Origin of the sequence: Pseudomonas sp. TH31, assembly GCF_016650815.1 — a bacterium.
Taxonomy (GTDB): Bacteria; Pseudomonadota; Gammaproteobacteria; order Pseudomonadales; family Pseudomonadaceae; genus Aquipseudomonas.
The window spans coordinates 884,747-905,128 of the sequence record NZ_JAEKEZ010000029.1; the positions used below are offsets into that span (position 1 = coordinate 884,747).

A 20,382-nucleotide genomic window follows, 5' to 3' on the forward strand; every position below is an offset into this window, starting at 1 on the left:
TCGCAGCCTTCGGCAGCTCCTACGGGTGTACACATGCCCTTGTAGAAGCTGCCGAAGGCTGCGATCTTGACGGTCCGAAGGATACAAAAAACCCGCCGATGATCACCCATCGGCGGGTTTTTCTTGCAGCTTGAAACTCAATGCTTGTAGCTGCTCCTCTACTTAAATCACGCCGCGGCTACGCAGCAGATCCAGCACTTGCTTGACGCTTTCTTCCAGCGACAGCGACTGGGTATCGACTACAAGGTCGGCGTCCAGCGGCACGTCGTACGGGAAGGCATCGCCCGGGATGTTATCGCCAGCGGCAGCGTACAACCCTTGCGGATCACGCTCGGCACACACGGTTGGCGAGGCCTGGACGTAAACCGTCAGCAAACGCTCCTTGCCGATCAGGTCCTTGGCCTGCTCACGACCTTCGGCGCTTGGAGCAACGAACGCCGCCAGGGTCAGCAAACCGGCTTCGTTGAACTGACGCGCAACGTGCGCCGCACGACGCCAGTTCTCGGTACGGCCGGCGCGATCCAGTGGCAGACCTTTGTTCAGGTCATGACGCAGGTTCTGACCGTCGAGCACGAACACCGCACGACCCAGGTCGAACAGCTTGCGTTCAACCGCATAGGCCAGCGTGCTTTTGCCTGCGCCCGACAAGCCGCTGAACAACACGGTGGTCGGTTGCTGGCCGAAGCGTTGGGCACGCTCCTCGGTGGCTACATGGGCCGATTTGCCATGATGGGTGCTGCTGTCGTGGCTCAACGGCTGAGCGATGATCATGCCAGCGGCGACGGTGCCGTTGGTCAAGCGATCGATGACGATGAACGAACCGGTGGTGCGGTTGCTCGCGTAGCCGTCGAGCGCAATGGCTGTATCGAGGCTGACCTTGACCCGACCGATCTCGTTCAGGTTCAACGAACTGGCCGGACCTTCTTCCAGGGTGTTCACGTCAACGCGGTTGACGATGCTGGTGATCGAACCCGGCACGTAGGACGTGGCGCGCTTGATGTCATATTTCTTGCCCGGCAGCATCGGCTCTTCAGCCATCCACACCAGCATGGCGTCGAAAGCATCAGTCACTTGCGGCTGGTTGTCGGCGTGCACCAGCAAGTCACCGCGAGAGATATCAATCTCGTCTTCCATGGTCAGCGTTACCGCTTGACCTGGACCTGCGTGCTCCAGTTCACCTTCGAAGGTGACGATGGATTTCACGCGGCTACTCTTGCCCGACGGCAGCACCACGACTTCGTCGCCCTTGTGCACGATGCCGCTGGCCAGGGTGCCGGCAAAACCACGGAAGTTCAGGTTCGGACGGTTGACGTACTGCACCGGGAAACGCAGGTCGGTGTAGTTGCGGTCGTTGGCGATTTCGACGGTTTCAAGGATTTCCATCAGCGACTGGCCGGTGTACCACGGCGAGCGCTCGGACTTGTTCACCACATTGTCGCCCTTCAGAGCGGACATCGGCACGAACGCCATGGTGGTCGGCTTGAACGCGATGCCTTCGGCGAACTTCAGGTAATCGGCCTTGATCGACTCGAACACGCTTTCGTCGAAGCCATTGAGGTCCATCTTGTTGATGGCGACCACGATGTGCTTGATGCCGAGCAACGAGGCAATGAAGCTGTGGCGACGGGTCTGGGTCTGCACGCCGTAACGGGCATCGACCAGGATGATCGCCAGGTCACAGGTGGACGCACCGGTGGCCATGTTGCGGGTGTACTGCTCATGGCCAGGGGTATCGGCGATGATGAATTTGCGCTTGGCGGTGGAGAAGTAGCGGTAAGCGACATCAATGGTGATGCCCTGCTCACGCTCGGCCTGCAGGCCGTCGACCAGCAATGCCAGGTCGATGTCATCGCCGGTGGTGCCGACTTTTTCGAGTCGCGGGTAATGGCTTCCAGGTGATCTTCGTAGATCATCTTGGAGTCGTGCAGCAGGCGCCCGATCAGGGTGCTCTTGCCGTCGTCGACGTTGCCACAGGTCAGAAAGCGCAGCATTTCCTTGCGTTCGTGCTGGCCCAGGTAGGCGAGGATGTCCTCGCTGATCAAATCAGATACGTGCGACATGACAACCCCTTAGAAATAACCCTGACGTTTCTTTTCTTCCATGGAGCCTGCGCCATCGTGATCGATGACCCGGCCCTGGCGTTCGGAAGTTCGCGTCAGGAGCATTTCCTGAATGATGTCGGTCAGGCTGGTGGCCTCGGACTCGACCGCACCGGTCAACGGGTAGTCGCCCAGCGTACGGAAACGGACCTTTTTCTTGACGATGCGCGCCTTGTCTTCATCGCTCAGGTGATTGAGCAGGCGTTCGTCGTCGATCATGATCCAGGTGCCGTTCATCTCGATAACGTCGCGCTCGGCGGCGAAATACAGCGGCACAATCGGGATGCCTTCGAGGTAGATGTACTGCCAGATGTCCAGCTCGGTCCAGTTCGACAATGGGAACACACGAATGGATTCGCCCTTGTTGACGTTGCCGTTGTAGACGTTCCACAGCTCCGGGCGCTGGTTCTTCGGGTCCCAGCGGTGCTTGGTGTCGCGGAAGGAATACACGCGCTCTTTGGCACGGGATTTCTCTTCGTCACGGCGGGCACCACCAAATGCGGCGTCGAAGCCGTACTTGTCGAGGGCCTGCTTGAGGCCTTCGGTTTTCATGATGTCAGTGTGTTTGGCACTGCCGTGGGTCAGCGGGTTGATACCCTGCGCAACGCCATCGGGGTTGACGTGCACCAGCAGGTCCAGGCCCAGTTCTTCGACCATGCGGTCGCGGAACGTGTACATCTCCTTGAACTTCCACTGGGTGTCGACGTGCATGACCGGGAACGGCAGCTTGCCCGGGAAGAATGCCTTGCGCGCAAGGTGCAGCATCACGGCGGAGTCTTTACCGACGGAGTACAGCATCACCGGGTTATCGAACTCGGCGGCGACCTCGCGGATGATGTGGATGCTTTCGGCCTCCAGCTGTTTCAGATGCGTCAGTTTGTCGACCATGGCTACTCACGAAAACGATCTTATGGACGGCCAGCGGGCCGTGTTCGAGCGGGGAATCCTAGCACAGCGCCCCCTTCTAATCAGGACGCCAACTAGATCGAAAGGGTATATGAATATACCCCCTCGTTTGGCCACAACTACCCCTGACCAATTGGAACCCACCCCTGTAGGAGCTGCCGAAGGCTCGGGCCGCGTTCGGACGATCTTTTGACTTTGATTTTAAGATCAAAAGATCGTCCGAACGCGGCCCGAGCCTTCGGCAGCTCCTACACAAGGCATAGCGTTTCAATCAGATCGGGTTCGGGCAATCGATGAAGATGTGTTCCAGGGCAAACCGCCGTGCCAGGTAATCCCCCAGCGCCTGTACGCCGTAGCGCTCAGTGGCGTGGTGGCCGGCGGCGATGAAGCTGATGTCGTTTTCCCGGCGCTGTGGAAGGTCTGTTCGGACGCTTCACCGCTCAGGTACAGATCGACACCCGCCAGCACCGCCTGATCGATATAACCCTGGCCACCGCCGGTGCACCAGCCGACCCGACGAATCATCTCGCTGCCTTCAATCAGCAACGGCTCACGGCCCATGACTTCCTGCACACGACGGGCGAAGTCACGCGGGCTCAACGGCTCACTCAGCGAGCCGACCAGGCCGACGACTTTCAGGTTATCGGGGTCCAGCGGGCCTTCGACGGTGATGTCCAACTGACGCGCAAGCTGCACGTTGTTGCCGACGTCCGGGTGCAAATCCAGCGGCAAGTGATAAGACAGCAAGCTGATGTCGTGCTTGAGCAGGGTTTTCAACCGGCGTTGCTTCATGCCGGTAATACACGGGTTCTCGCCTTTCCAGAAATAGCCGTGGTGCACCAACACCAGATCGGCCTTGGCTTCCACCGCAGCGTCCAGTAGCGCCTGGCTGGCGGTAACGCCGCTGACGATGCGCATCACTTGCGGGCGGCCTTCGACCTGCAACCCGTTGGGGCAGTAGTCGGCAATTTTTGAACTGTTCAGGTAACGGTCGGCTTCTTCGACCAGGGTGCTCAGGGCGACGGCCATAAAAGACTCCTAAATATCCCGTTCAGAGGCACGCGCGACCTCTATAATGCGCGACATTATGGGCGGTCTCATACCACCTGCAACCTCTGTAGGACTTGTTTAATGCTTAAGGCGCTGCGTTTTTCCGGCTGGCCGTTGTTGGCCGGCGTGCTTATCGCTATGTTGATCATTCAGCGTTACCCGCAGTGGGTCGGGCTTCCGAGCCTCGACGTCAACCTGCAGCAAGCTCCGCAAACCACCAGCGTGCAACAGGGGCCAGTGTCCTATGCCGATGCCGTGGTCATTGCCGCGCCGGCAGTGGTCAACCTATACACCACCAAAGTCATCAACAAACCCAATCACCCGCTGTTCGAAGATCCGCAGTTCCGCCGCTTCTTCGGCGACAATTCGCCCAAGCAGAAGCGTATGGAGTCGAGCCTGGGCTCCGGCGTGATCATGAGCCCGGAAGGCTATATCCTGACCAACAACCACGTGACCACCGGGGCCGACCAGATTGTGGTGGCGCTCAAGGATGGCCGTGAGACCCTGGCCCGGGTGATCGGCAGCGACCCGGAAACCGACCTCGCGGTATTGAAGATCGACCTGAAGAACCTGCCGTCGATCACCATTGGCCGTTCCGACAACATTCGTATCGGCGACGTTGCGCTGGCCATCGGCAACCCGTTCGGCGTCGGCCAGACCGTGACCATGGGCATCATCAGCGCCACCGGGCGCAATCAGTTGGGCCTGAACAACTACGAAGACTTCATCCAGACAGATGCCGCGATCAACCCTGGCAACTCCGGCGGTGCGCTGGTGGATGCCAGCGGCAACCTGACCGGCATCAACACGGCGATTTTCTCCAAGTCCGGCGGCTCGCAAGGCATCGGCTTCGCGATCCCGATCAAACTGGCCACGGAAGTGATGAAGTCGATCATCGAGCACGGCCAGGTGATTCGTGGCTGGCTCGGGATTGAAGTGCAGCCGTTGACTCAGGAACTGGCGGAATCGTTTGGCCTGTCCGGACGTCCGGGAATTGTGGTGGCGGGGATTTTCCGTGACGGTCCGGCGCAGAAGGCCGGCCTGCAACTGGGTGATGTGATCCTCAGCATCGACGGTGAACCGGCTGGCGATGGCCGCCGCTCGATGAACCAGGTGGCGCGGATCAAACCGACCGACAAGGTCTCGATTCAGGTGATGCGTAACGGCAAGGAGTTGAAGCTGAGCGCAGAGATTGGCCTGCGTCCGCCGCCGGCACCGGTCAAGGAAGAAGAATAAACAGACACCACAACCCCCTGTAGGAGCAAGGCTTGCCCGCGATAGGAACACCGCGGTGCAACAGGCAAACCGCGTTATCGTTCTTCGCGGGCAAGCCTTGCTCCTACAGGATCGGTGCTGGATTACAGGTCGCCAAGGCCGTCGATCAACGCCTGATTCTGCTCCGGCGTGCCGATGGAGATCCGCAGGAACTGGGCAATCCGCTCCTGCTTGAAGTGCCGAACGATCACACCCTGCTCACGCAACCTCGCTGCCAGAGCGGCCGCATCGTGCTGCGGATGCCGGGCGAAAATGAAGTTGGCCGCTGATGGCAGTACTTCAAAGCCCTTGGCCGCCAACTGCGCGACAACCTTCTCGCGATTATCGATGACCAACCGGCAAGTCTTGTCGAAGTACTCACGATCTTCGAACGCCGCCGCAGCCCCGACATTCGCCAGACGATCCAGCGGGTAGGAGTTGAAGCTGTTCTTGATCCGCTCCAGCGCCTCGATCAGGTCCGGGTGCCCCACCGCCAGACCGACCCGCAAGCCCGCCAAAGAACGGGACTTGGACAGGGTCTGGGTCACGAGCAGGTTCGGGTAACGGTCCACCAGACTGATGGCGGTTTCGCCGCCGAAGTCGATATACGCTTCATCGACCACCACCACCGAATCCGGGCTGGCCTTGAGAATCTGCTCCACGGCGTCCAGCGCCAACAGGCAACCGGTCGGTGCGTTCGGGTTCGGAAAAATGATCCCGCCGTTCGGCCTGGCGAAGTCCGCCGGGTTGATCTGGAACTGTGCGTCCAGCGGCACCGCGTCGAACGCAATGCCGTACAACCCGCAGTAGACCGGGTAAAAGCTGTAGCTGATGTCCGGGAACAGCACCGGATTATCGTGCTGCAGCAAGCCGTGAAAGATGTGCGCCAGGACTTCATCGGAGCCATTGCCGAGGAACACCTGGTTCGCCTGCACACCGTAATAAGTGGCGACGGTATTTTTCAGCAGATCGCTGTTCGGGTCCGGGTACAGGCGCAGGTTGTCGTTCAGTTCGGTCTGCATCGCGGCCAAGGCTTTGGGCGATGGGCCGTAAGGGTTTTCGTTGGTGTTGAGCTTCACCAGTTTCGCCAGTTTCGGCTGCTCGCCCGGCACGTAAGGCACCAGATCCTTAACGAACGGGCTCCAGAATTTACTCATCTTCATTCCCCCTGCCCTTGTAGAAAGTCTTCGTCAACGATGCGGTATTCGGCACTGCGCGCGTGAGCGGTCAGTGACTCGCCACGGGCCAGTACCGAAGCGGTCTTGCCCAGTTCCGAAGCGCCCTGCTCGGAGCAGAAGATGATCGACGAGCGTTTCTGGAAGTCGTACACACCCAGCGGTGAAGAGAAGCGCGCGGTGCCGGAGGTCGGCAGGACGTGGTTCGGACCGGCGCAGTAATCGCCCAATGCTTCAGAAGTGTGGCGACCCATGAAGATCGCACCGGCGTGGCGGATCTGCGGCAGCCAGGCTTGCGGGTCGGCGACCGACAATTCCAGGTGCTCCGGCGCAATGCGGTTGGCCACTTCGATGGCTTGCTCCATGTCGCGGACCAGGATCAGCGCGCCACGGCCATTGATCGAAGTCTCGATGATCTCGGCGCGCTCCATGGTCGGCAGCAATTTGCTGATGCTGGCGGCGACTTTGTCGAGGAACTCGGCATCCGGGCTGACCAGAATCGCCTGGGCGTCTTCGTCGTGCTCGGCCTGGGAGAACAGGTCCATGGCGATCCAGTCCGGATCGGTCTGGCCGTCGCAGACCACAAGGATCTCGGACGGACCGGCAATCATGTCGATGCCGACCTGGCCAAATACATGGCGCTTGGCGGTGGCGACATAGATGTTGCCCGGGCCAACCACTTTGTCGACCTTTGGCACGCTTTCGGTGCCGTAAGCCAGCGCGGCAACCGCTTGCGCGCCACCGATAGTGAACACGCGGTCCACGCCGGCGATGCAGGCGGCTGCCAGCACAAGCTCATTGATTTCACCGCGCGGAGTCGGCACGACCATGACCACTTCGGTCACGCCAGCGACTTTGGCCGGAATCGCGTTCATCAGCACCGACGACGGATACGACGCTTTGCCGCCCGGCACGTACAAGCCGGCGCGATCCAGCGGCGTGACCTTCTGGCCCAGCACCGTGCCGTCGGCTTCGGTGTAGCTCCAGGAGTCCTGTTTCTGTTTTTCGTGGTAGCTGCGCACTCGGGCCGCGGCTTTTTCCAATGCTTCGCGCTGGGGCGCGGTGATGCGGGTCAGGGCCAGTTCCAGGCGTTCGCGCGGCAGGATCAGGTCCGCCATCGAGGCAACTTGCAGGCCGTCGAACTTCTGGGTGAACTCCACCAGCGCCGCATCGCCACGCTCGCGCACGGCTTTGATGATGTCCAGCACCCGCTGATTGACCGAGTAGTCAGACACACTTTCCCAGCTCAGCAGATGATCCAGATGATGTGCGAAGTCCGGGTCAGCAGCGTTGAGTCGGCGAATTGCAGTCGGTGCGGTCATAGCGAGAGCCTCATAGGTTGGCAAAAACTCAGGCGCCCGAAGCTACCATTCGATCCGCTTGGGCACCTGAGAATTCTGGCTATGAGGCGGATAGACGGGCGCGACTTAAGGTCGCGCAGGTGAATCAGCCGCGGTGTCGAGACTCCACTGCCTTGCGCAGGGTGTCGATCAACGCCTGGATACGGGCGTGCTGCATTTTCATCGAAGCTTTGTTGACGATCAGCCGGGAGCTGATGTCAGCGATGAAATCCTGTGGCTCCAGGCCATTGGCCCGCAGCGTGTTGCCGGTGTCGACCACGTCGATGATCTTGTCGGCCAGACCGATCAGCGGTGCCAGTTCCATCGAGCCGTAGAGCTTGATGATGTCGACCTGACGACCCTGTTCGGCGTAATAACGCTTGGCAACGTTGACGAACTTGGTAGCCACGCGCAGACGGCCCTTGGGCTCGACGGCACCGACCTTGCCGGCAGTCATCAGCTTGCACAGGGCAATTCGCAGGTCCAGTGGCTCGTAGAGACCCTGGCCACCGTATTCCATCAGCACATCTTTACCGGCGACGCCCAAGTCCGCGGCACCATGTTCGACATAAGTCGGCACATCGGTGGCGCGAACGATCAGCAGACGTACGTCGGGCTGGGTCGTGAGGATGATCAGCTTGCGGCTCTTGTCCGGATTCTCGGTCGGCACGATGCCTGCTTCAGCCAGAAGCGGCAGGGTGTCGTCAAGGATGCGGCCCTTGGACAGTGCAATGGTCAACATGGGAAACGTCAGTCCTTATCAAGGTACTCATGCCCGGTCGCAAACGGCGCCGGACACACATCGAGCCTGAAAAGGCTCGATTTGGAACAAAACCAACGGGCGCGTCCCTGCGCCCATGCAGCAGAAACTAGCCCGGTACGCGGCGGATCTTGGCGCCGAGCATCTGCAGTTTCTCTTCGATGCACTCGTAACCACGGTCGATGTGGTAGATGCGGTCGATCAGGGTGTCACCTTCAGCGATCAACGCCGAGATCACCAGGCTGGCCGAAGCACGCAGGTCGGTAGCCATGACTGGCGCGCCTTTGAGCTTCTCGGTGCCGGTCACGATGGCAGTGTTGCCTTCGACCTGGATCTTGGCGCCCATGCGGTGCAATTCATACACGTGCATGAAGCGGTTTTCGAAGATCGTCTCGATCACCGCACCGGTGCCTTCGGCAATGGCGTTGAGGGAGATGAACTGCGCTTGCATGTCGGTCGGGAACGCCGGGTATGGAGCGGTACGCACGTTGACGGCTTTCGGCCGCTTGCCGTGCATGTTCAGCTCGATCCAGTCTTCGCCGCAGGTGATTTCGGCACCCGACTCACGGAGTTTTTCCAGAACGGCTTCGAGGATGGTCGGATCGGTATCCTTGACCTTTACGCGGCCGCCGGTCACGGCAGCTGCCACCAGGTAGGTGCCGGTCTCGATACGGTCCGGCATTACTTTGTAGGTGGCCGGGTGCAGACGCTCAACGCCATCGATAGTGATGGTGTCGGTGCCGGCGCCAGTAATCTTGGCGCCCATGGCGATCAGGAAGTTCGCCAGGTCGATGACTTCAGGTTCGCGCGCGGCGTTAGCCAGGACGCTGCGGCCCTTGGCCAGAGCGGCGGCCATCATGATGTTTTCGGTACCGGTCACGCTGACGGTGTCGAAGAAGAAGTGCGCACCGCGCAAGCCACCTTCTGGTGCCTTGGCCTTGATGTAGCCGCCTTCGACGTCGATGATCGCGCCCATGGCTTCGAGGCCACGGATGTGCAGGTCAACCGGACGCGAACCGATGGCGCAACCGCCAGGCAACGCGACTTCGGCTTCACCGAAACGGGCAACCATCGGGCCCAGCACCAGGATCGACGCACGCATGGTTTTCACCAGTTCGTACGGCGCGATCAGGGTCTTGATGGTGCGCGGGTCGATTTCGACGCTCAGCTTCTCGTCGATCACCGGTTCGATGCCCATGCGCCCGAACAGCTCGATCATGGTGGTGATGTCATGCAGGTGCGGCAGGTTGGCCACGGTGACCGGGCCGTCGCACAGCAGGGTCGCAGCAAGGATCGGCAGGGCAGAGTTCTTTGCCCCGGAGATGCGGATTTCGCCATCAAGACGAACGCCACCAGTAATAATCAATTTATCCATAAGAATCTCGACGCCCTTGGGCTCAGGTGCGCTCGGCCCAGGCCGCGCTGCTGAAAAATTTCATAGTGACCGCATGGATGCTGCCATCGGTGATCCATGGGTTCAAATGGGCATAGATCTGCTGCTGACGCTTCACCGGGCTCAACGCCGCCAGTTCATCGCTAATCACGTTCAGCTGAAAGTTGCAGCCTTCGCCCTCGACTTCAACCTGTACTGATAAAAAAGTCTCGGACAGCTTTCCTTCGAGAAAGCTCTTCACTTCGGTGGCCTGCATGCTCAACCTCAATCGGCGCCCTGTGCGCGCGGGTCGGACATCATACAAAAAAGCCCCGCGCCTGCGAACCCCGCATTCACAGGACTCTGACGGGGGCTTCTTTATAGATGCCGGTTAGGGGTGCGCCAACAGCTCGGTCAATTCGCTGACCTGAGCGATTTCGCGCATGTCTTCGGGCATTGCGCGGATGCTCACGGCCTTGCCGGCCGCCTCTGCATCACGCATGAAACACAGCAGCAGCGACAAGCCGACACTGCTGGATTTCAACACTGCCGAACAATCGACCACCACGGCCGGGGCCGCACTGGCTTTGATCAGCGCCTGGCCCTGCTTGCGCAGACCCGGGCCGGTGCGGTAATCCAGCATGCCGCTCAAGCGCAGCTCGCCGGACTCGGTCATGCGAATGGCCGAGACACTCATTGAGACTGCTTCTGGGTGGATGGCTTCTCAGTCGATTCCTTGGCTTTGGCGACTTCCCCGGCCCAACCGTTGATGGTCTTGTCCAGGTCGTTGCCATTGCGCTGCATCGCGTCGGCAAACTGATCGCGGAACAGCTTGCCGATGTTGATGCCATTGATGATCACGTTGCGCAGCTTCCACTCGCCATTGATCTTCTCGAGTGTGTACTGCACCGGATAAATCGCGCCGTTGCTGCCCTTGACCGTCATGCCAACGCTGGTGCGGTCGCCCGACTCGTCCTTGGCAGGGTCAACGACGATGCCCTGGTTGTTGTACTCCAGCAAGGCGTTGCCATAGAACTGGAACAGGCCTTTCTTGAAGTTTTCCTGGAAGGTCTGCATCTGCGCAGGCGTGGCCTTGCGCGAGTATTTGACCGTCATGATGCTTTTGGAAATGCCCTCGGCATCCACCACAGGCCCGACGATGGTGTTCAGCGCCGTGTAGAAGTCCTGCGGGTCCTGCTTGTACTTCTCTTTATTGGCCGACAGGTCAGCAAGCATCCGGGTCGTGGTGTCCTGCACAAGCGCGTGCGCGGAAGAATCCGCCACGGCGTTGCCCATCAGCGGCAATGTTGCAAGCAGTACCAGCAGGCCACGTCGCAAGGTAGAAATCATTCAAAAGCTCCTCATTTGGCGTCTTTGCTAACGGTATTGAGCAGGAATTTACCGATCAGGTCCTCGAGCACCAGCGACGACTGGGTGTCGTGGATGGTTCCACCATCCTTGAGCAAGGCTTGTTCCCCGCCCACGCTGATACCGATGTACTTCTCGCCCAACAGGCCAGCCGTCAGGATAGATGCAGTGGAGTCAGTCGGCAGATTATCTACGCGTTTTTCCAATTGCATGGTCACCCGACCAGTGAAACTGTCGCGATCCAGATCGATCGCCGTGACCTTGCCGATGGTCACACCGGCCATGGTCACTTTAGCTCTGACAGTCAAACCGGCGATATTGTCGAAGTAGGCATAAAGTTTATAGGTATCGGTGTTTGCGGTCGGGGACAGGCCACTGACCCGCAGCGCAAGCAGCAACAAAGCCAGGATGCCAGCCAGCAGGAAAAGGCCGACACCGATTTCCAGGGTGCGGTTTTGCATCAGAAATCTCCAAACATCAGGGCGGTCAAAATAAAGTCCAGGCCGAGTACTGCCAAAGAGGCATACACCACGGTCTTGGTTGTGGCACGACTGATCCCCTCGGAAGTAGGCTCGCAATCATAGCCTTGGAATACGGCAATCCAGGTCACGACAAAGGCGAAGACGATACTTTTGATGATGCCGTTGAGCACATCACCGTTGAACGTCACGCTGTTCTGCATGTTCGCCCAGTAGGAGCCGTCATAGACACCCAGCCAGTCGACTGCCACCCACGAACCACCCCAGATCCCGACGACGCTGAAAATCATCGCCAGCACCGGCAGGGAAATGAAACCGGCCCACAGGCGCGGGGCAATGATGTACTTGAGCGGGTCGACCCCAATCATTTCCAGACTGGACAACTGCTCGGTGGACTTCATGTTGCCGATTTCGGCAGTCAGGGCCGAACCTGCACGCCCGGCAAACAGCAATGCGGTCACCACCGGCCCCAGTTCACGCAGCAACGTCAGGGCAACCATCTGCCCGACCGCCTGTTCCGAACCGTAGCTGGACAGGATATTGAAGCCTTGCAGCGCCAACACCATGCCGATGAACACCCCGGAGACGACGATGATCACCAGGGACATCACGCCGACCGAATGCAATTGTTTGATCAGCAAACCGAAACCACCGCCAATACCGCCGCGGCTAAACAATGCGTGAAACAGGAAAATCGTCGCCCGCCCGAACACCCCGACGGCATCGATGGCCCCCTGGCCGAACCGGCGCACTTTTTCTATCAGTGAAATCTTGCGCATCAGCGCTTCCCAGAAGATCTGCGCGGTAATCCGTCGCTGGAAAGTGATAGGCGACCGGACCATCGGGATCGCCTGTCATGAATTGACGGATACGCGGTTCCTGAGAATTCATCAATTCGTCAGGCGTGCCCTGCCCCAGCACTTGCCCATCACCCACGACATAAATGTAATCGGCAATGCTCGCGGTCTCTGCCAGATCGTGGGAGACCACGATGCTGGTGATGCCCAACGCATCGTTGAGCAGGCGGATCAGGCGCACCAGCACGCCCATGGCGATCGGGTCCTGCCCCACAAAGGGCTCGTCATACATGAGGATTTGCGGATCGAGGGCAATCGCCCGCGCCAGCGCGACACGACGCTTCATGCCACCGGACAGTTCGTCGGGCATGAGATCGATGGCGCCGCGCAAGCCAACGGCCTGCAATTTAAGCAGGACGATGTCACGGATCATTTCTTCCGGCAGCTCGGTATGAACCCGCAGCGGGAAGGCGACGTTCTCGAACACATCCAGATCGGTAAACAATGCCCCGCTCTGGAACAGCACACCCATGTGCTTGCGCGCATCGAACAAGTCGCTGCGTGACAATTTAGGCAGGTTCTGACCGTTGACCCAGACTTCTCCGCTGCTAGGTCGCAACTGTGCGCCCATCAGCCGTAACAGGGTGGTCTTGCCACACCCGGAGGGCCCCATGATGCCGGTGACCTTACCGCGCGGGATACGGATATCGACGTTATTGAAAATGCTGCGCGCACCGCGCTTGAAGGTCAGTCCCTTCAGCTCGACCGCGTAGGCGTTATCGGCACTCATCTAAACTCCTTGCGATGCAGCCTCTCACTCGGACGCCTGGCTTTCTGACGAAAGCACATACCTCCCCGGGCAGGCCGAACTGGCGGCGAACTATATCACTGCAATAGCCAAGCGCCCAAGGCCCAAGCCGGGGCATGTTCAGCAAGAGGACAGGCAAAAAGCCGCATTTGGAGTATTTCGGTAACAGGTATTAACAAAGCACGACGAACTAACGTGAGGGTTTCGATCATTACCGCTATAATCGCCGCCTTTTCATCGGGCTATACGATTCTGACATGAGCCAATCAAGCGACCTGATTCAATCGGCACAACGCACCATCCGCCTCGAAGTGGAAGCCGTACAAGGCTTGCTGCCCCATATCGACGCAGATTTCGTACGCGCTTGCGAGATGATTCTGGCCAGCAAAGGCCGCGTAGTTGTGGTCGGCATGGGCAAGTCGGGGCATATCGGTAACAAAATTGCCGCCACCCTGGCCAGCACCGGCACCACGGCGTTTTTCGTACACCCGGCCGAAGCCAGTCATGGCGACATGGGCATGATCACCCGCGACGACATCATCGTGGCGCTGTCGAATTCCGGCTCTACCAATGAGATCATTACGCTGCTGCCGCTGATCAAGCGTCTGGGCATCCAGTTGATCAGCATGACCGGCAATCCTGGCTCGCCATTGGCCAAGGCTGCCGAGGTCAACCTCAACGTTCACGTGGAGCACGAAGCCTGCCCGCTGAACCTGGCGCCGACCTCCTCGACCACCGCCGCGCTGGTCATGGGCGATGCCCTGGCCGTGGCGCTGCTCGAGGCCCGGGGTTTTACCGCGGAAGACTTCGCATTTTCCCACCCCGGCGGTGCGCTCGGCCGACGTTTGCTGCTGAAAGTGGAAAACGTCATGCACGCTGGCGAAGAGTTGCCGCAAGTCCAGCGTGGCACGCTGCTTAAGGATGCCCTGATGGAAATGACCCGCAAGGGCCTGGGCATGACCGTCATTCTGGAAGCCGACGGCAAGCTGGCCGGGATTTTCACTGACGGCGACTTGCGCCGCTCCCTGGATCGCACCATCGACATTCACCGGGCGACCATCGATGAAGTGATGACCGCCCACGGCAAGACCGCACGCGCCGAAATGCTTGCCGCCGAAGCCCTGAAGATCATGGAAGACAACAAAATCAGCGCACTGGTAGTGGTCGACAGCGAAGACCGTCCGGTCGGCGCCTTGAACATGCACGATTTGCTGCGTGCAGGAGTAATGTAATGAGCAACGACCTGCTGCAACGCGGCAAACAAATCAAACTGGCCGTGTTCGACGTCGATGGCGTCCTGACCGACGGGCGCCTGTACTTCCTCGAAGACGGCAGTGAATTCAAGACATTCAGCACCCTCGACGGCCAAGGCATCAAGATGTTGATGGCAGCCGGCGTGCAGACCGCTATCATCAGCGGCCGCAAGACCCCGGTGGTCGAACGGCGGGCAAAAAACCTCGGCATTCCACACCTCTACCAGGGTCGCGAAGACAAACTGGTGGTACTCGACGAGCTTCTTGCCCAACTCAACCTAAGCTATGAACAAGTTGCCTACCTCGGTGACGACCTGCCTGACCTGCCGGTGATTCGCCGCGTCGGCCTGGGCATGGCGGTGGCCAATGCCGCCAGTTTCGTGCGCGAACACGCCCACGGCATCACCCTGGCCCGTGGCGGCGAAGGTGCTGCCCGCGAATTCTGCGAACTGATCCTGCGCGCCCAGGGCCGCCTCGATGCGGCTAACGCCGCGTACCTGTGAGCCCATTATGCTGAGCAAAAAGTTTCGCAATTTCTTGATGTTCTGTTGCATCGCCGCGATATTCGCCGCGGTCGGCTACTGGAACATCAGCCCGGAACGCTTCCTCGACAAGCCAGTGGCCAAGGTCGATGTCAGCCAGATCGACTATTACGCACTCAACGCCCACAGCGTGCAGTACCTGCCGGACGGCGGTTTGCAGTACGACTTGACGTCCGACAAGGTCGAACACCTCAAGGCGAGCGATGTGTCACTGCTGACCAACCCTGACCTGAACATGTACCGCGGCACCGAGTTTCCGTGGCATGTCACCAGCTTGCGTGGCGAGGTGAATCCGGACGGCACTCAGGTAGAGCTGATCGACTCGGTACGTATCGCACGGACCGATGAAAAGAATCGCGAGATGATTATTACCAGTACTCGCATGACAGTGTTCCCGCAGCAGCAATATGCGCAGACCGAGCAACCCGTTAGAATCGACGGCGCTGGCGGTGTATCGACTGGCAACGGAATGAAAGCGTATCTGAAAGAAAGCAGGATACACCTGCTATCGAACGTAAGAGGACAGTATGAGGCTCGTTAAAACCCTCCCTATTTTGCTCAGTCTGGGCGCAGCACTGGGAAGCGTGAGCGCCTGGGCTCTGCCGGACGATAGTACGAAACCGATCCGCATCCAGGCCGACGATGCCCAGCTCGATGACAAGCAAGGTATCGCCACCTATAAAGGTGATGTGATCATCACCCAGGGTTCGATGAAGGTCACCGGCAACACCGTGACCATCACTCGTACAAAGGATGGCCAGATCGATGTCGTCACCTCGGTGGGCAACCTGGCGTACTTCGAACAGTTGCAAAAACCACCTCTCCACAGCCGGTCAAAGGCTATGGCAAGACTGTCCAGTACCATGCCCAGCAAAACCGCATCGTGCTGATCGACCAAGCCAAAGTCATCAGCGACGATGGCAGCACCACCGAAGGCGAGAAAATCGTCTACGACACGGTGAAACAGGTGGCTACGGCCGGCCGCGCCACTGGCTCGCCGATCACCACGCCGCGCCAACGGATCGACATGGTGATCCCGCCGAAGCAGAAGGCCCAGTAATGGCAACTCTGAAAGCCCAGCATCTGGCCAAGAGCTACAAGAGCCGCCAGGTCGTACGTGACGTCAGCCTGTCCATCGACAGCGGTCAGATCGTCGGCCTGCTTGGCCCGAACGGCGCCGGCAAGACCACCTGTTTCTACATGATCGTAGGCCTGGTACAGGCCGACCAGGGTCGCGTACTGATCGACGATCTGGACGTCAGCCACCAGCCGATGCACGGTCGTGCAAAGGCCGGTATCGGCTATCTTCCGCAAGAAGCGTCGATCTTCCGCAAACTCTCGGTCGCCGACAACATCATGGCCATCCTCGAGACCCGCAAGGAACTCGACAAGGCCGCTCGCCGCAAAGAGCTGGAAAGCCTGCTGCAGGAATTCCACATCAGCCACATCCGTGACAACCTCGGCATGAGCCTGTCCGGCGGTGAACGACGCCGGGTGGAAATCGCCCGGGCCCTGGCCACCAACCCGAAATTCATCCTGCTCGACGAACCTTTCGCCGGTGTAGACCCGATTTCGGTAGGCGACATCAAGCAGATCATCCATCACCTCAAGGCCAAGGGCATTGGCGTGCTGATCACCGACCACAACGTCCGTGAAACCCTGGATATCTGCGAAACCGCCTACATCGTCAACGATGGCCAACTGATTGCCGAAGGTGACTCCGCCACCATCCTGGCCAACGAACTGGTCAAGGAAGTGTATCTGGGCCACGAGTTCCGCCTGTAAGCACTGAGTGCCTGGCAGTTGCCTAAGCGTGAGTACCGATAAAGCTTTTTATTGTTACGGCGCTCTAGGCAAACACTTCAGTTTCAGGCATATAATTTGCTTAAGTTTGGCGCTTCGGCGCCCTGTAGTGGATGGCGCATGCGCGCCGGCGAATAAGGTGTTAAGCCCCTGCCATGAAACCATCGCTAGTCTTGAGAATGGGCCAGCAGCTGACGATGACACCTCAGCTGCAACAGGCCATCCGCCTGCTCCAATTGTCGACCCTGGACCTGCAACAGGAAATCCAGGAGGCCCTGGAGTCCAATCCGATGCTCGAACGCCAGGAAGAAGGCGACGACTTCGATAACGCCGACCCCTTGGCCGACAAAGCCGAACAACCACCCAATGCCGATATTCAGGAACCCTCCTACCAGGAAACCGCCCCGACGGTAGATAACCTCGAGGAAGGTGACTGGAACGAGCGCATCCCCAACGAACTGCCCGTCGATACCGCCTGGGAGGACGTTTACCAGACCAGCGCCAGCAGCCTGCCGAGCAACGATGACGACGAGTGGGATTTCACCACCCGTACATCCGCCGGCGAAAGCCTGCAAAGCCACCTGCTCTGGCAGCTGAACCTGGCGCCGATGTCCGACACCGATCGCCTGATCGCCGTGACCTTGATCGATTGCATCAACAATCAGGGCTACCTGGACGAAACCCTCGAGGAAATCCTCGAAGCCTTCGATCCGGAACTGGACATCGAGCTGGACGAAATCGAAGCCGTCCTGCACCGCATCCAGCAATTCGAGCCGGCCGGCATCGGCGCCCGCAACCTGGGCGAGTGCCTGTTGCTGCAATTGCGTCAACTGCCCGCCAAGACACCTTGGCTGGCCGAGGCCAAGCGCCTGGTCAGCGATTACATCGACCTGCTCGGCAGTCGCGACTACAGCCAGTTGATGCGCCGCATGAAGCTCAAGGAAGATGAACTGCGCCAGGTGATCGAACTGGTCCAGAGCCTCAACCCGCGTCCGGGCTCGCAAATCGAATCCAGCGAAGCCGAATACGTCGTGCCCGACGTGATCGTGCGCAAGGACAACGAGCGCTGGCTGGTGGAGTTGAACCAGGAGTCGGTGCCCAAGCTGCGGGTAAACGCCCAGTACGCCGGCTTCGTGCGCCGCGCTGACACCAGCGCCGACAACACCTTCATGCGCAATCAGTTGCAGGAAGCCCGCTGGTTCATCAAGAGCCTGCAAAGCCGTAACGAAACCCTGATGAAAGTGGCCACCCAGATCGTCGAACACCAGCGCGGTTTCCTGGAGTACGGCGACGAAGCCATGAAACCGCTGGTCCTGCATGACATCGCTGAAGCGGTGGGCATGCACGAATCGACGATTTCACGGGTGACCACCCAAAAGTTCATGCATACCCCACGGGGCATTTATGAACTGAAATACTTTTTCTCCAGCCATGTCAGCACCTCTGAAGGCGGCGAATGCTCGTCCACAGCGATCCGCGCGATCATCAAAAAACTGGTTGCCGCGGAAAATCAGAAAAAGCCGTTGAGTGACAGCAAGATCGCTGGTTTACTGGAGGCACAAGGCATTCAGGTGGCTCGCCGCACCGTCGCCAAGTACCGCGAGTCCTTAGGGATCGCGCCTTCGAGCGAACGCAAGCGGTTGATGTAAGCCACGCCACAGCGTTCCAGTGGCAGGTACCTTTACCTGCCGCTTTATGCACTGGCAACGAAGGAGAAGCTGTATGCAAGTCAACATCAGTGGACACCAACTGGAAGTGACCGAACCCCTGCGCACCTACATCGGCGAAAAACTCGACCGATTAGAGAGGCATTTCGACAAGATCACCAACGTGCAAGTCACGATGACCGTCGAGAAGCTGCTGCAGAAAATCGAAGCCACGCTGCATATCCCCGGCGGAGAAGTGGTCGCCAATGCCGAGCATAACGACATGTATGCCGCTATTGACTTACTGACCGACAAGCTGGATCGCCAACTTAAAAAGCATAAGGAAAAGACCCAGAGCCTCCTTCAGGGCGCAACCGGTCGTTAACACTCCCAACCCATGATCCGACTTGAAAGTATCCTGACCCCCGGCCGTTCCCTCGTGAACGTGCCGGGCGGCAGTAAAAAGAAAGCCCTCGAACAAATTGCCAACCTGATCGCCCGGGAAGTCCCGGATCTGGAGATGCAAGATGTCTTCGAGGCTCTGATTGCCCGTGAAAAACTCGGCTCCACCGGTTTTGGCAACGGCATTGCTATCCCCCACTGTCGCCTGAAGGGCTGCACCTCACCCATCAGTGCCCTGATGCACCTTGACGCACCTATCGATTTCGACGCCATCGATGGCGCTCCGGTTGACCTGCTGTTCGTGCTGCTGGTCCCGCAAGCCGCCACCGATGCGCACCTGGAATTACTGCGCCAGATCGCCAGCATGCTTGATCGCAAGGAAGTACGCGAAAAACTGCGCAGTGCCCCGAGCAACGAAGCCTTGTATCAGGTTGTCCTGAGCGAGCAAAACGGTCACTAATCATGCGTTTGATCATTGTCAGTGGCCGTTCCGGCTCAGGTAAAAGCACTGCACTCGATGTCCTTGAGGACAACGGCTACTACTGCATCGACAACCTGCCGGCCGGCCTGCTGCCGGAGCTGGCTGAACGCGCACTGATTCATACAGAACTGGCCCAGCCGCTGGTCGCCGTGTCCATCGACGCCCGCAACCTGCCCAGCCACCTGACGCGTTTTCCCGAACTACTTGAAGAAGTTCGCAGCCGGCATATCCAGTGCGATGTGCTGTATCTGGACGCCGATGAAGAAACCCTGCTCAAGCGTTTCTCGGAAACCCGCCGCCGTCACCCGCTGAGCAGCGCCAACCGCTCATTGGCCGAGGCGATAGAAGACGAAACCCAATTGCTGGGGCCGATTGCAGACCTGGCCGACCTCAAGGTCAACACCACCAACCTGAACCTGTACCAACTGCGCGACACCATCAAGCTGCGGCTGTTGAATCAGCCTGAGCCCGGCACGGCGTTCCTGGTGGAGTCTTTCGGGTTCAAGCGTGGCATGCCAGTAGATGCCGACGTGGTGTTCGATGTGCGTTGCCTGCCCAATCCTTATTGGAAACCGGAGCTGCGCGCTCAGTCCGGGCTCGATCAACCGGTGGCCGAATACCTGGCAGCGCAGCCGGACGTCGAAGAAATGTTCCAGGACATTTATAGTTATCTCTTCAAGTGGCTTCCGCGTTTTGCTGCCAGCAACCGCGCTTACGTCACCATCGCCATTGGCTGTACCGGCGGTCATCACCGCTCCGTCTACCTGACCGAGCGTCTGGGCCAGGCCCTGCAACAATCCCTGAAGAACGTCCAGGTTCGCCACCGCGACCTCAGCTAAAGGATTCA

At 59.2% G+C, this 20,382-nt stretch carries 19 protein-coding genes and 4 pseudogenes; 10 read left to right on the forward strand and 13 right to left on the reverse strand.

Going from position 1 to position 20,382, the window contains the following annotated elements; all coding sequences use genetic code 11:
• Positions 1–162 precede the first annotated feature (162 nt).
• From cysN to JFV26_RS23595, 3 genes and pseudogenes are all read right to left on the reverse strand, one after another.
• Positions 163–2,060, reverse strand: a pseudogene (cysN, locus tag JFV26_RS23585) (sulfate adenylyltransferase subunit CysN).
• A gap of 9 nt (positions 2,061–2,069) precedes the next feature.
• A complete protein-coding gene (gene cysD, locus JFV26_RS23590) occupies positions 2,070–2,987 on the reverse strand; it encodes a sulfate adenylyltransferase subunit CysD (protein ID WP_201114859.1) in 918 nt (305 codons plus the stop codon).
• Positions 2,988–3,276: 289 nt separating this feature from the next.
• Positions 3,277–4,034 (reverse strand): annotated as a pseudogene (locus JFV26_RS23595) (Nif3-like dinuclear metal center hexameric protein).
• 102 nt (positions 4,035–4,136) lie between these two features.
• Between JFV26_RS23595 and algW the strand changes: the two are divergent.
• The gene (gene algW / locus JFV26_RS23600; protein WP_201195777.1) at positions 4,137–5,291 is read left to right on the forward strand and encodes a Do family serine endopeptidase AlgW; all 1,155 of its coding nucleotides are present in this window, start codon (positions 4,137–4,139) and stop codon (positions 5,289–5,291) included.
• A 122-nt stretch (positions 5,292–5,413) separates the two neighbouring features.
• Here algW and hisC read toward each other — a convergent pair whose 3' ends face one another.
• From hisC to JFV26_RS23650, 10 genes and pseudogenes are all read right to left on the reverse strand, one after another.
• Positions 5,414–6,466, reverse strand: a complete 1,053-nt coding sequence (hisC, locus tag JFV26_RS23605) for a histidinol-phosphate transaminase (RefSeq protein WP_201195778.1) — start codon at positions 6,464–6,466, stop codon at positions 5,414–5,416.
• 2 nt (positions 6,467–6,468) lie between these two features.
• On the reverse strand, positions 6,469–7,806 hold the full coding sequence (gene hisD / locus JFV26_RS23610; protein WP_201195779.1) for a histidinol dehydrogenase: 1,338 nt from the start codon (positions 7,804–7,806) through the stop codon (positions 6,469–6,471).
• A 124-nt stretch (positions 7,807–7,930) separates the two neighbouring features.
• The gene (gene hisG, locus JFV26_RS23615) at positions 7,931–8,566 is read right to left on the reverse strand and encodes an ATP phosphoribosyltransferase (protein WP_201195780.1); all 636 of its coding nucleotides are present in this window, start codon (positions 8,564–8,566) and stop codon (positions 7,931–7,933) included.
• Between the two features lie 127 nt (positions 8,567–8,693).
• Positions 8,694–9,959: a UDP-N-acetylglucosamine 1-carboxyvinyltransferase gene (gene murA / locus JFV26_RS23620; RefSeq protein WP_092273236.1), complete on the reverse strand. Its 1,266-nt coding sequence runs from the start codon at positions 9,957–9,959 to the stop codon at positions 8,694–8,696.
• Positions 9,960–9,981: 22 nt separating this feature from the next.
• On the reverse strand, positions 9,982–10,233 hold the full coding sequence (locus JFV26_RS23625) for a BolA family protein (RefSeq protein ID WP_201195781.1): 252 nt from the start codon (positions 10,231–10,233) through the stop codon (positions 9,982–9,984).
• A gap of 114 nt (positions 10,234–10,347) precedes the next feature.
• A complete protein-coding gene (locus tag JFV26_RS23630; protein WP_201195782.1) occupies positions 10,348–10,653 on the reverse strand; it encodes an STAS domain-containing protein in 306 nt (101 codons plus the stop codon).
• Complete coding sequence (locus JFV26_RS23635; protein ID WP_201195785.1) at positions 10,650–11,306, reverse strand: MlaC/ttg2D family ABC transporter substrate-binding protein; 657 nt, start codon at positions 11,304–11,306, stop codon at positions 10,650–10,652. The genes JFV26_RS23630 and JFV26_RS23635 overlap by 4 nt, the downstream gene beginning before the upstream one ends.
• Positions 11,307–11,317: 11 nt before the next feature.
• Positions 11,318–11,785, reverse strand: coding sequence for an outer membrane lipid asymmetry maintenance protein MlaD (gene mlaD, locus JFV26_RS23640; protein ID WP_201195787.1), 468 nt, complete (start codon positions 11,783–11,785; stop codon positions 11,318–11,320).
• On the reverse strand, positions 11,785–12,582 hold the full coding sequence (gene mlaE / locus JFV26_RS23645) for a lipid asymmetry maintenance ABC transporter permease subunit MlaE (protein ID WP_201195789.1): 798 nt from the start codon (positions 12,580–12,582) through the stop codon (positions 11,785–11,787). The genes mlaD and mlaE overlap by 1 nt, the downstream gene beginning before the upstream one ends.
• Positions 12,583–12,589: 7 nt before the next feature.
• Positions 12,590–13,390, reverse strand: a pseudogene (locus JFV26_RS23650) (ATP-binding cassette domain-containing protein); the annotation flags it as partial.
• A gap of 275 nt (positions 13,391–13,665) precedes the next feature.
• On the opposite strand from JFV26_RS23650, the gene JFV26_RS23655 reads away from it, so the two are divergent.
• The 9 genes and pseudogenes from JFV26_RS23655 to rapZ all read left to right on the forward strand — a co-directional run bounded on the left by JFV26_RS23655 (position 13,666) and on the right by rapZ (position 20,374).
• Positions 13,666–14,640, forward strand: coding sequence for a KpsF/GutQ family sugar-phosphate isomerase (locus JFV26_RS23655; RefSeq protein WP_201195790.1), 975 nt, complete (start codon positions 13,666–13,668; stop codon positions 14,638–14,640).
• On the forward strand, positions 14,640–15,164 hold the full coding sequence (locus JFV26_RS23660) for a KdsC family phosphatase (protein WP_201195792.1): 525 nt from the start codon (positions 14,640–14,642) through the stop codon (positions 15,162–15,164). The genes JFV26_RS23655 and JFV26_RS23660 overlap by 1 nt, the downstream gene beginning before the upstream one ends.
• A 7-nt stretch (positions 15,165–15,171) precedes the next feature.
• The gene (gene lptC / locus JFV26_RS23665) at positions 15,172–15,744 is read left to right on the forward strand and encodes an LPS export ABC transporter periplasmic protein LptC (RefSeq protein WP_201195794.1); all 573 of its coding nucleotides are present in this window, start codon (positions 15,172–15,174) and stop codon (positions 15,742–15,744) included.
• A pseudogene (gene lptA, locus JFV26_RS23670) lies at positions 15,731–16,263 on the forward strand (lipopolysaccharide transport periplasmic protein LptA). Before lptC ends, lptA begins: the two are co-directional and overlap by 14 nt.
• On the forward strand, positions 16,263–16,988 hold the full coding sequence (lptB, locus tag JFV26_RS23675) for an LPS export ABC transporter ATP-binding protein (RefSeq protein ID WP_201195796.1): 726 nt from the start codon (positions 16,263–16,265) through the stop codon (positions 16,986–16,988). The pseudogene lptA and the gene lptB overlap by 1 nt, the downstream one beginning before the upstream one ends.
• Positions 16,989–17,161: 173 nt before the next feature.
• Positions 17,162–18,655 carry an RNA polymerase factor sigma-54 gene (locus JFV26_RS23680; protein WP_201195798.1) on the forward strand — a complete coding sequence of 498 codons (1,494 nt, stop codon included), beginning with the start codon at positions 17,162–17,164 and terminating at the stop codon, positions 18,653–18,655.
• A gap of 73 nt (positions 18,656–18,728) precedes the next feature.
• Complete coding sequence (gene hpf / locus JFV26_RS23685) at positions 18,729–19,037, forward strand: ribosome hibernation-promoting factor, HPF/YfiA family (protein WP_093226719.1); 309 nt, start codon at positions 18,729–18,731, stop codon at positions 19,035–19,037.
• Between the two features lie 12 nt (positions 19,038–19,049).
• On the forward strand, positions 19,050–19,514 hold the full coding sequence (gene ptsN, locus JFV26_RS23690) for a PTS IIA-like nitrogen regulatory protein PtsN (RefSeq protein WP_201195800.1): 465 nt from the start codon (positions 19,050–19,052) through the stop codon (positions 19,512–19,514).
• A 2-nt stretch (positions 19,515–19,516) separates the two neighbouring features.
• Positions 19,517–20,374: an RNase adapter RapZ gene (rapZ, locus tag JFV26_RS23695; RefSeq protein ID WP_201195802.1), complete on the forward strand. Its 858-nt coding sequence runs from the start codon at positions 19,517–19,519 to the stop codon at positions 20,372–20,374.
• Positions 20,375–20,382 lie beyond the last annotated feature (8 nt).

Excerpts from the sequence above, each read along its gene's own strand:
- lptB (WP_201195796.1), top strand. The coding sequence starts at position 16,263 with ATGGCAACTCTGAAAGCCCAGCATCTGGCCAAGAGCTACAAGAGCCGC.
- hisC (WP_201195778.1), bottom strand. The coding sequence starts at position 6,466 with ATGAGTAAATTCTGGAGCCCGTTCGTTAAGGATCTGGTGCCTTACGTG.
- hisD (WP_201195779.1), bottom strand. The coding sequence starts at position 7,806 with ATGACCGCACCGACTGCAATTCGCCGACTCAACGCTGCTGACCCGGAC.
- algW (WP_201195777.1), top strand. The coding sequence starts at position 4,137 with ATGCTTAAGGCGCTGCGTTTTTCCGGCTGGCCGTTGTTGGCCGGCGTG.
- JFV26_RS23660 (WP_201195792.1), top strand. The coding sequence starts at position 14,640 with ATGAGCAACGACCTGCTGCAACGCGGCAAACAAATCAAACTGGCCGTG.
- mlaE (WP_201195789.1), bottom strand. The coding sequence starts at position 12,582 with ATGCGCAAGATTTCACTGATAGAAAAAGTGCGCCGGTTCGGCCAGGGG.
- JFV26_RS23655 (WP_201195790.1), top strand. The coding sequence starts at position 13,666 with ATGAGCCAATCAAGCGACCTGATTCAATCGGCACAACGCACCATCCGC.
- ptsN (WP_201195800.1), top strand. The coding sequence starts at position 19,050 with ATGATCCGACTTGAAAGTATCCTGACCCCCGGCCGTTCCCTCGTGAAC.
- mlaD (WP_201195787.1), bottom strand. The coding sequence starts at position 11,785 with ATGCAAAACCGCACCCTGGAAATCGGTGTCGGCCTTTTCCTGCTGGCT.
- rapZ (WP_201195802.1), top strand. The coding sequence starts at position 19,517 with ATGCGTTTGATCATTGTCAGTGGCCGTTCCGGCTCAGGTAAAAGCACT.
- hisG (WP_201195780.1), bottom strand. The coding sequence starts at position 8,566 with ATGTTGACCATTGCACTGTCCAAGGGCCGCATCCTTGACGACACCCTG.
- lptC (WP_201195794.1), top strand. The coding sequence starts at position 15,172 with ATGCTGAGCAAAAAGTTTCGCAATTTCTTGATGTTCTGTTGCATCGCC.
- cysD (WP_201114859.1), bottom strand. The coding sequence starts at position 2,987 with ATGGTCGACAAACTGACGCATCTGAAACAGCTGGAGGCCGAAAGCATC.
- murA (WP_092273236.1), bottom strand. The coding sequence starts at position 9,959 with ATGGATAAATTGATTATTACTGGTGGCGTTCGTCTTGATGGCGAAATC.
- JFV26_RS23625 (WP_201195781.1), bottom strand. The coding sequence starts at position 10,233 with ATGCAGGCCACCGAAGTGAAGAGCTTTCTCGAAGGAAAGCTGTCCGAG.
- JFV26_RS23635 (WP_201195785.1), bottom strand. The coding sequence starts at position 11,306 with ATGATTTCTACCTTGCGACGTGGCCTGCTGGTACTGCTTGCAACATTG.
- hpf (WP_093226719.1), top strand. The coding sequence starts at position 18,729 with ATGCAAGTCAACATCAGTGGACACCAACTGGAAGTGACCGAACCCCTG.
- JFV26_RS23680 (WP_201195798.1), top strand. The coding sequence starts at position 17,162 with ATGAAACCATCGCTAGTCTTGAGAATGGGCCAGCAGCTGACGATGACA.
- JFV26_RS23630 (WP_201195782.1), bottom strand. The coding sequence starts at position 10,653 with ATGAGTGTCTCGGCCATTCGCATGACCGAGTCCGGCGAGCTGCGCTTG.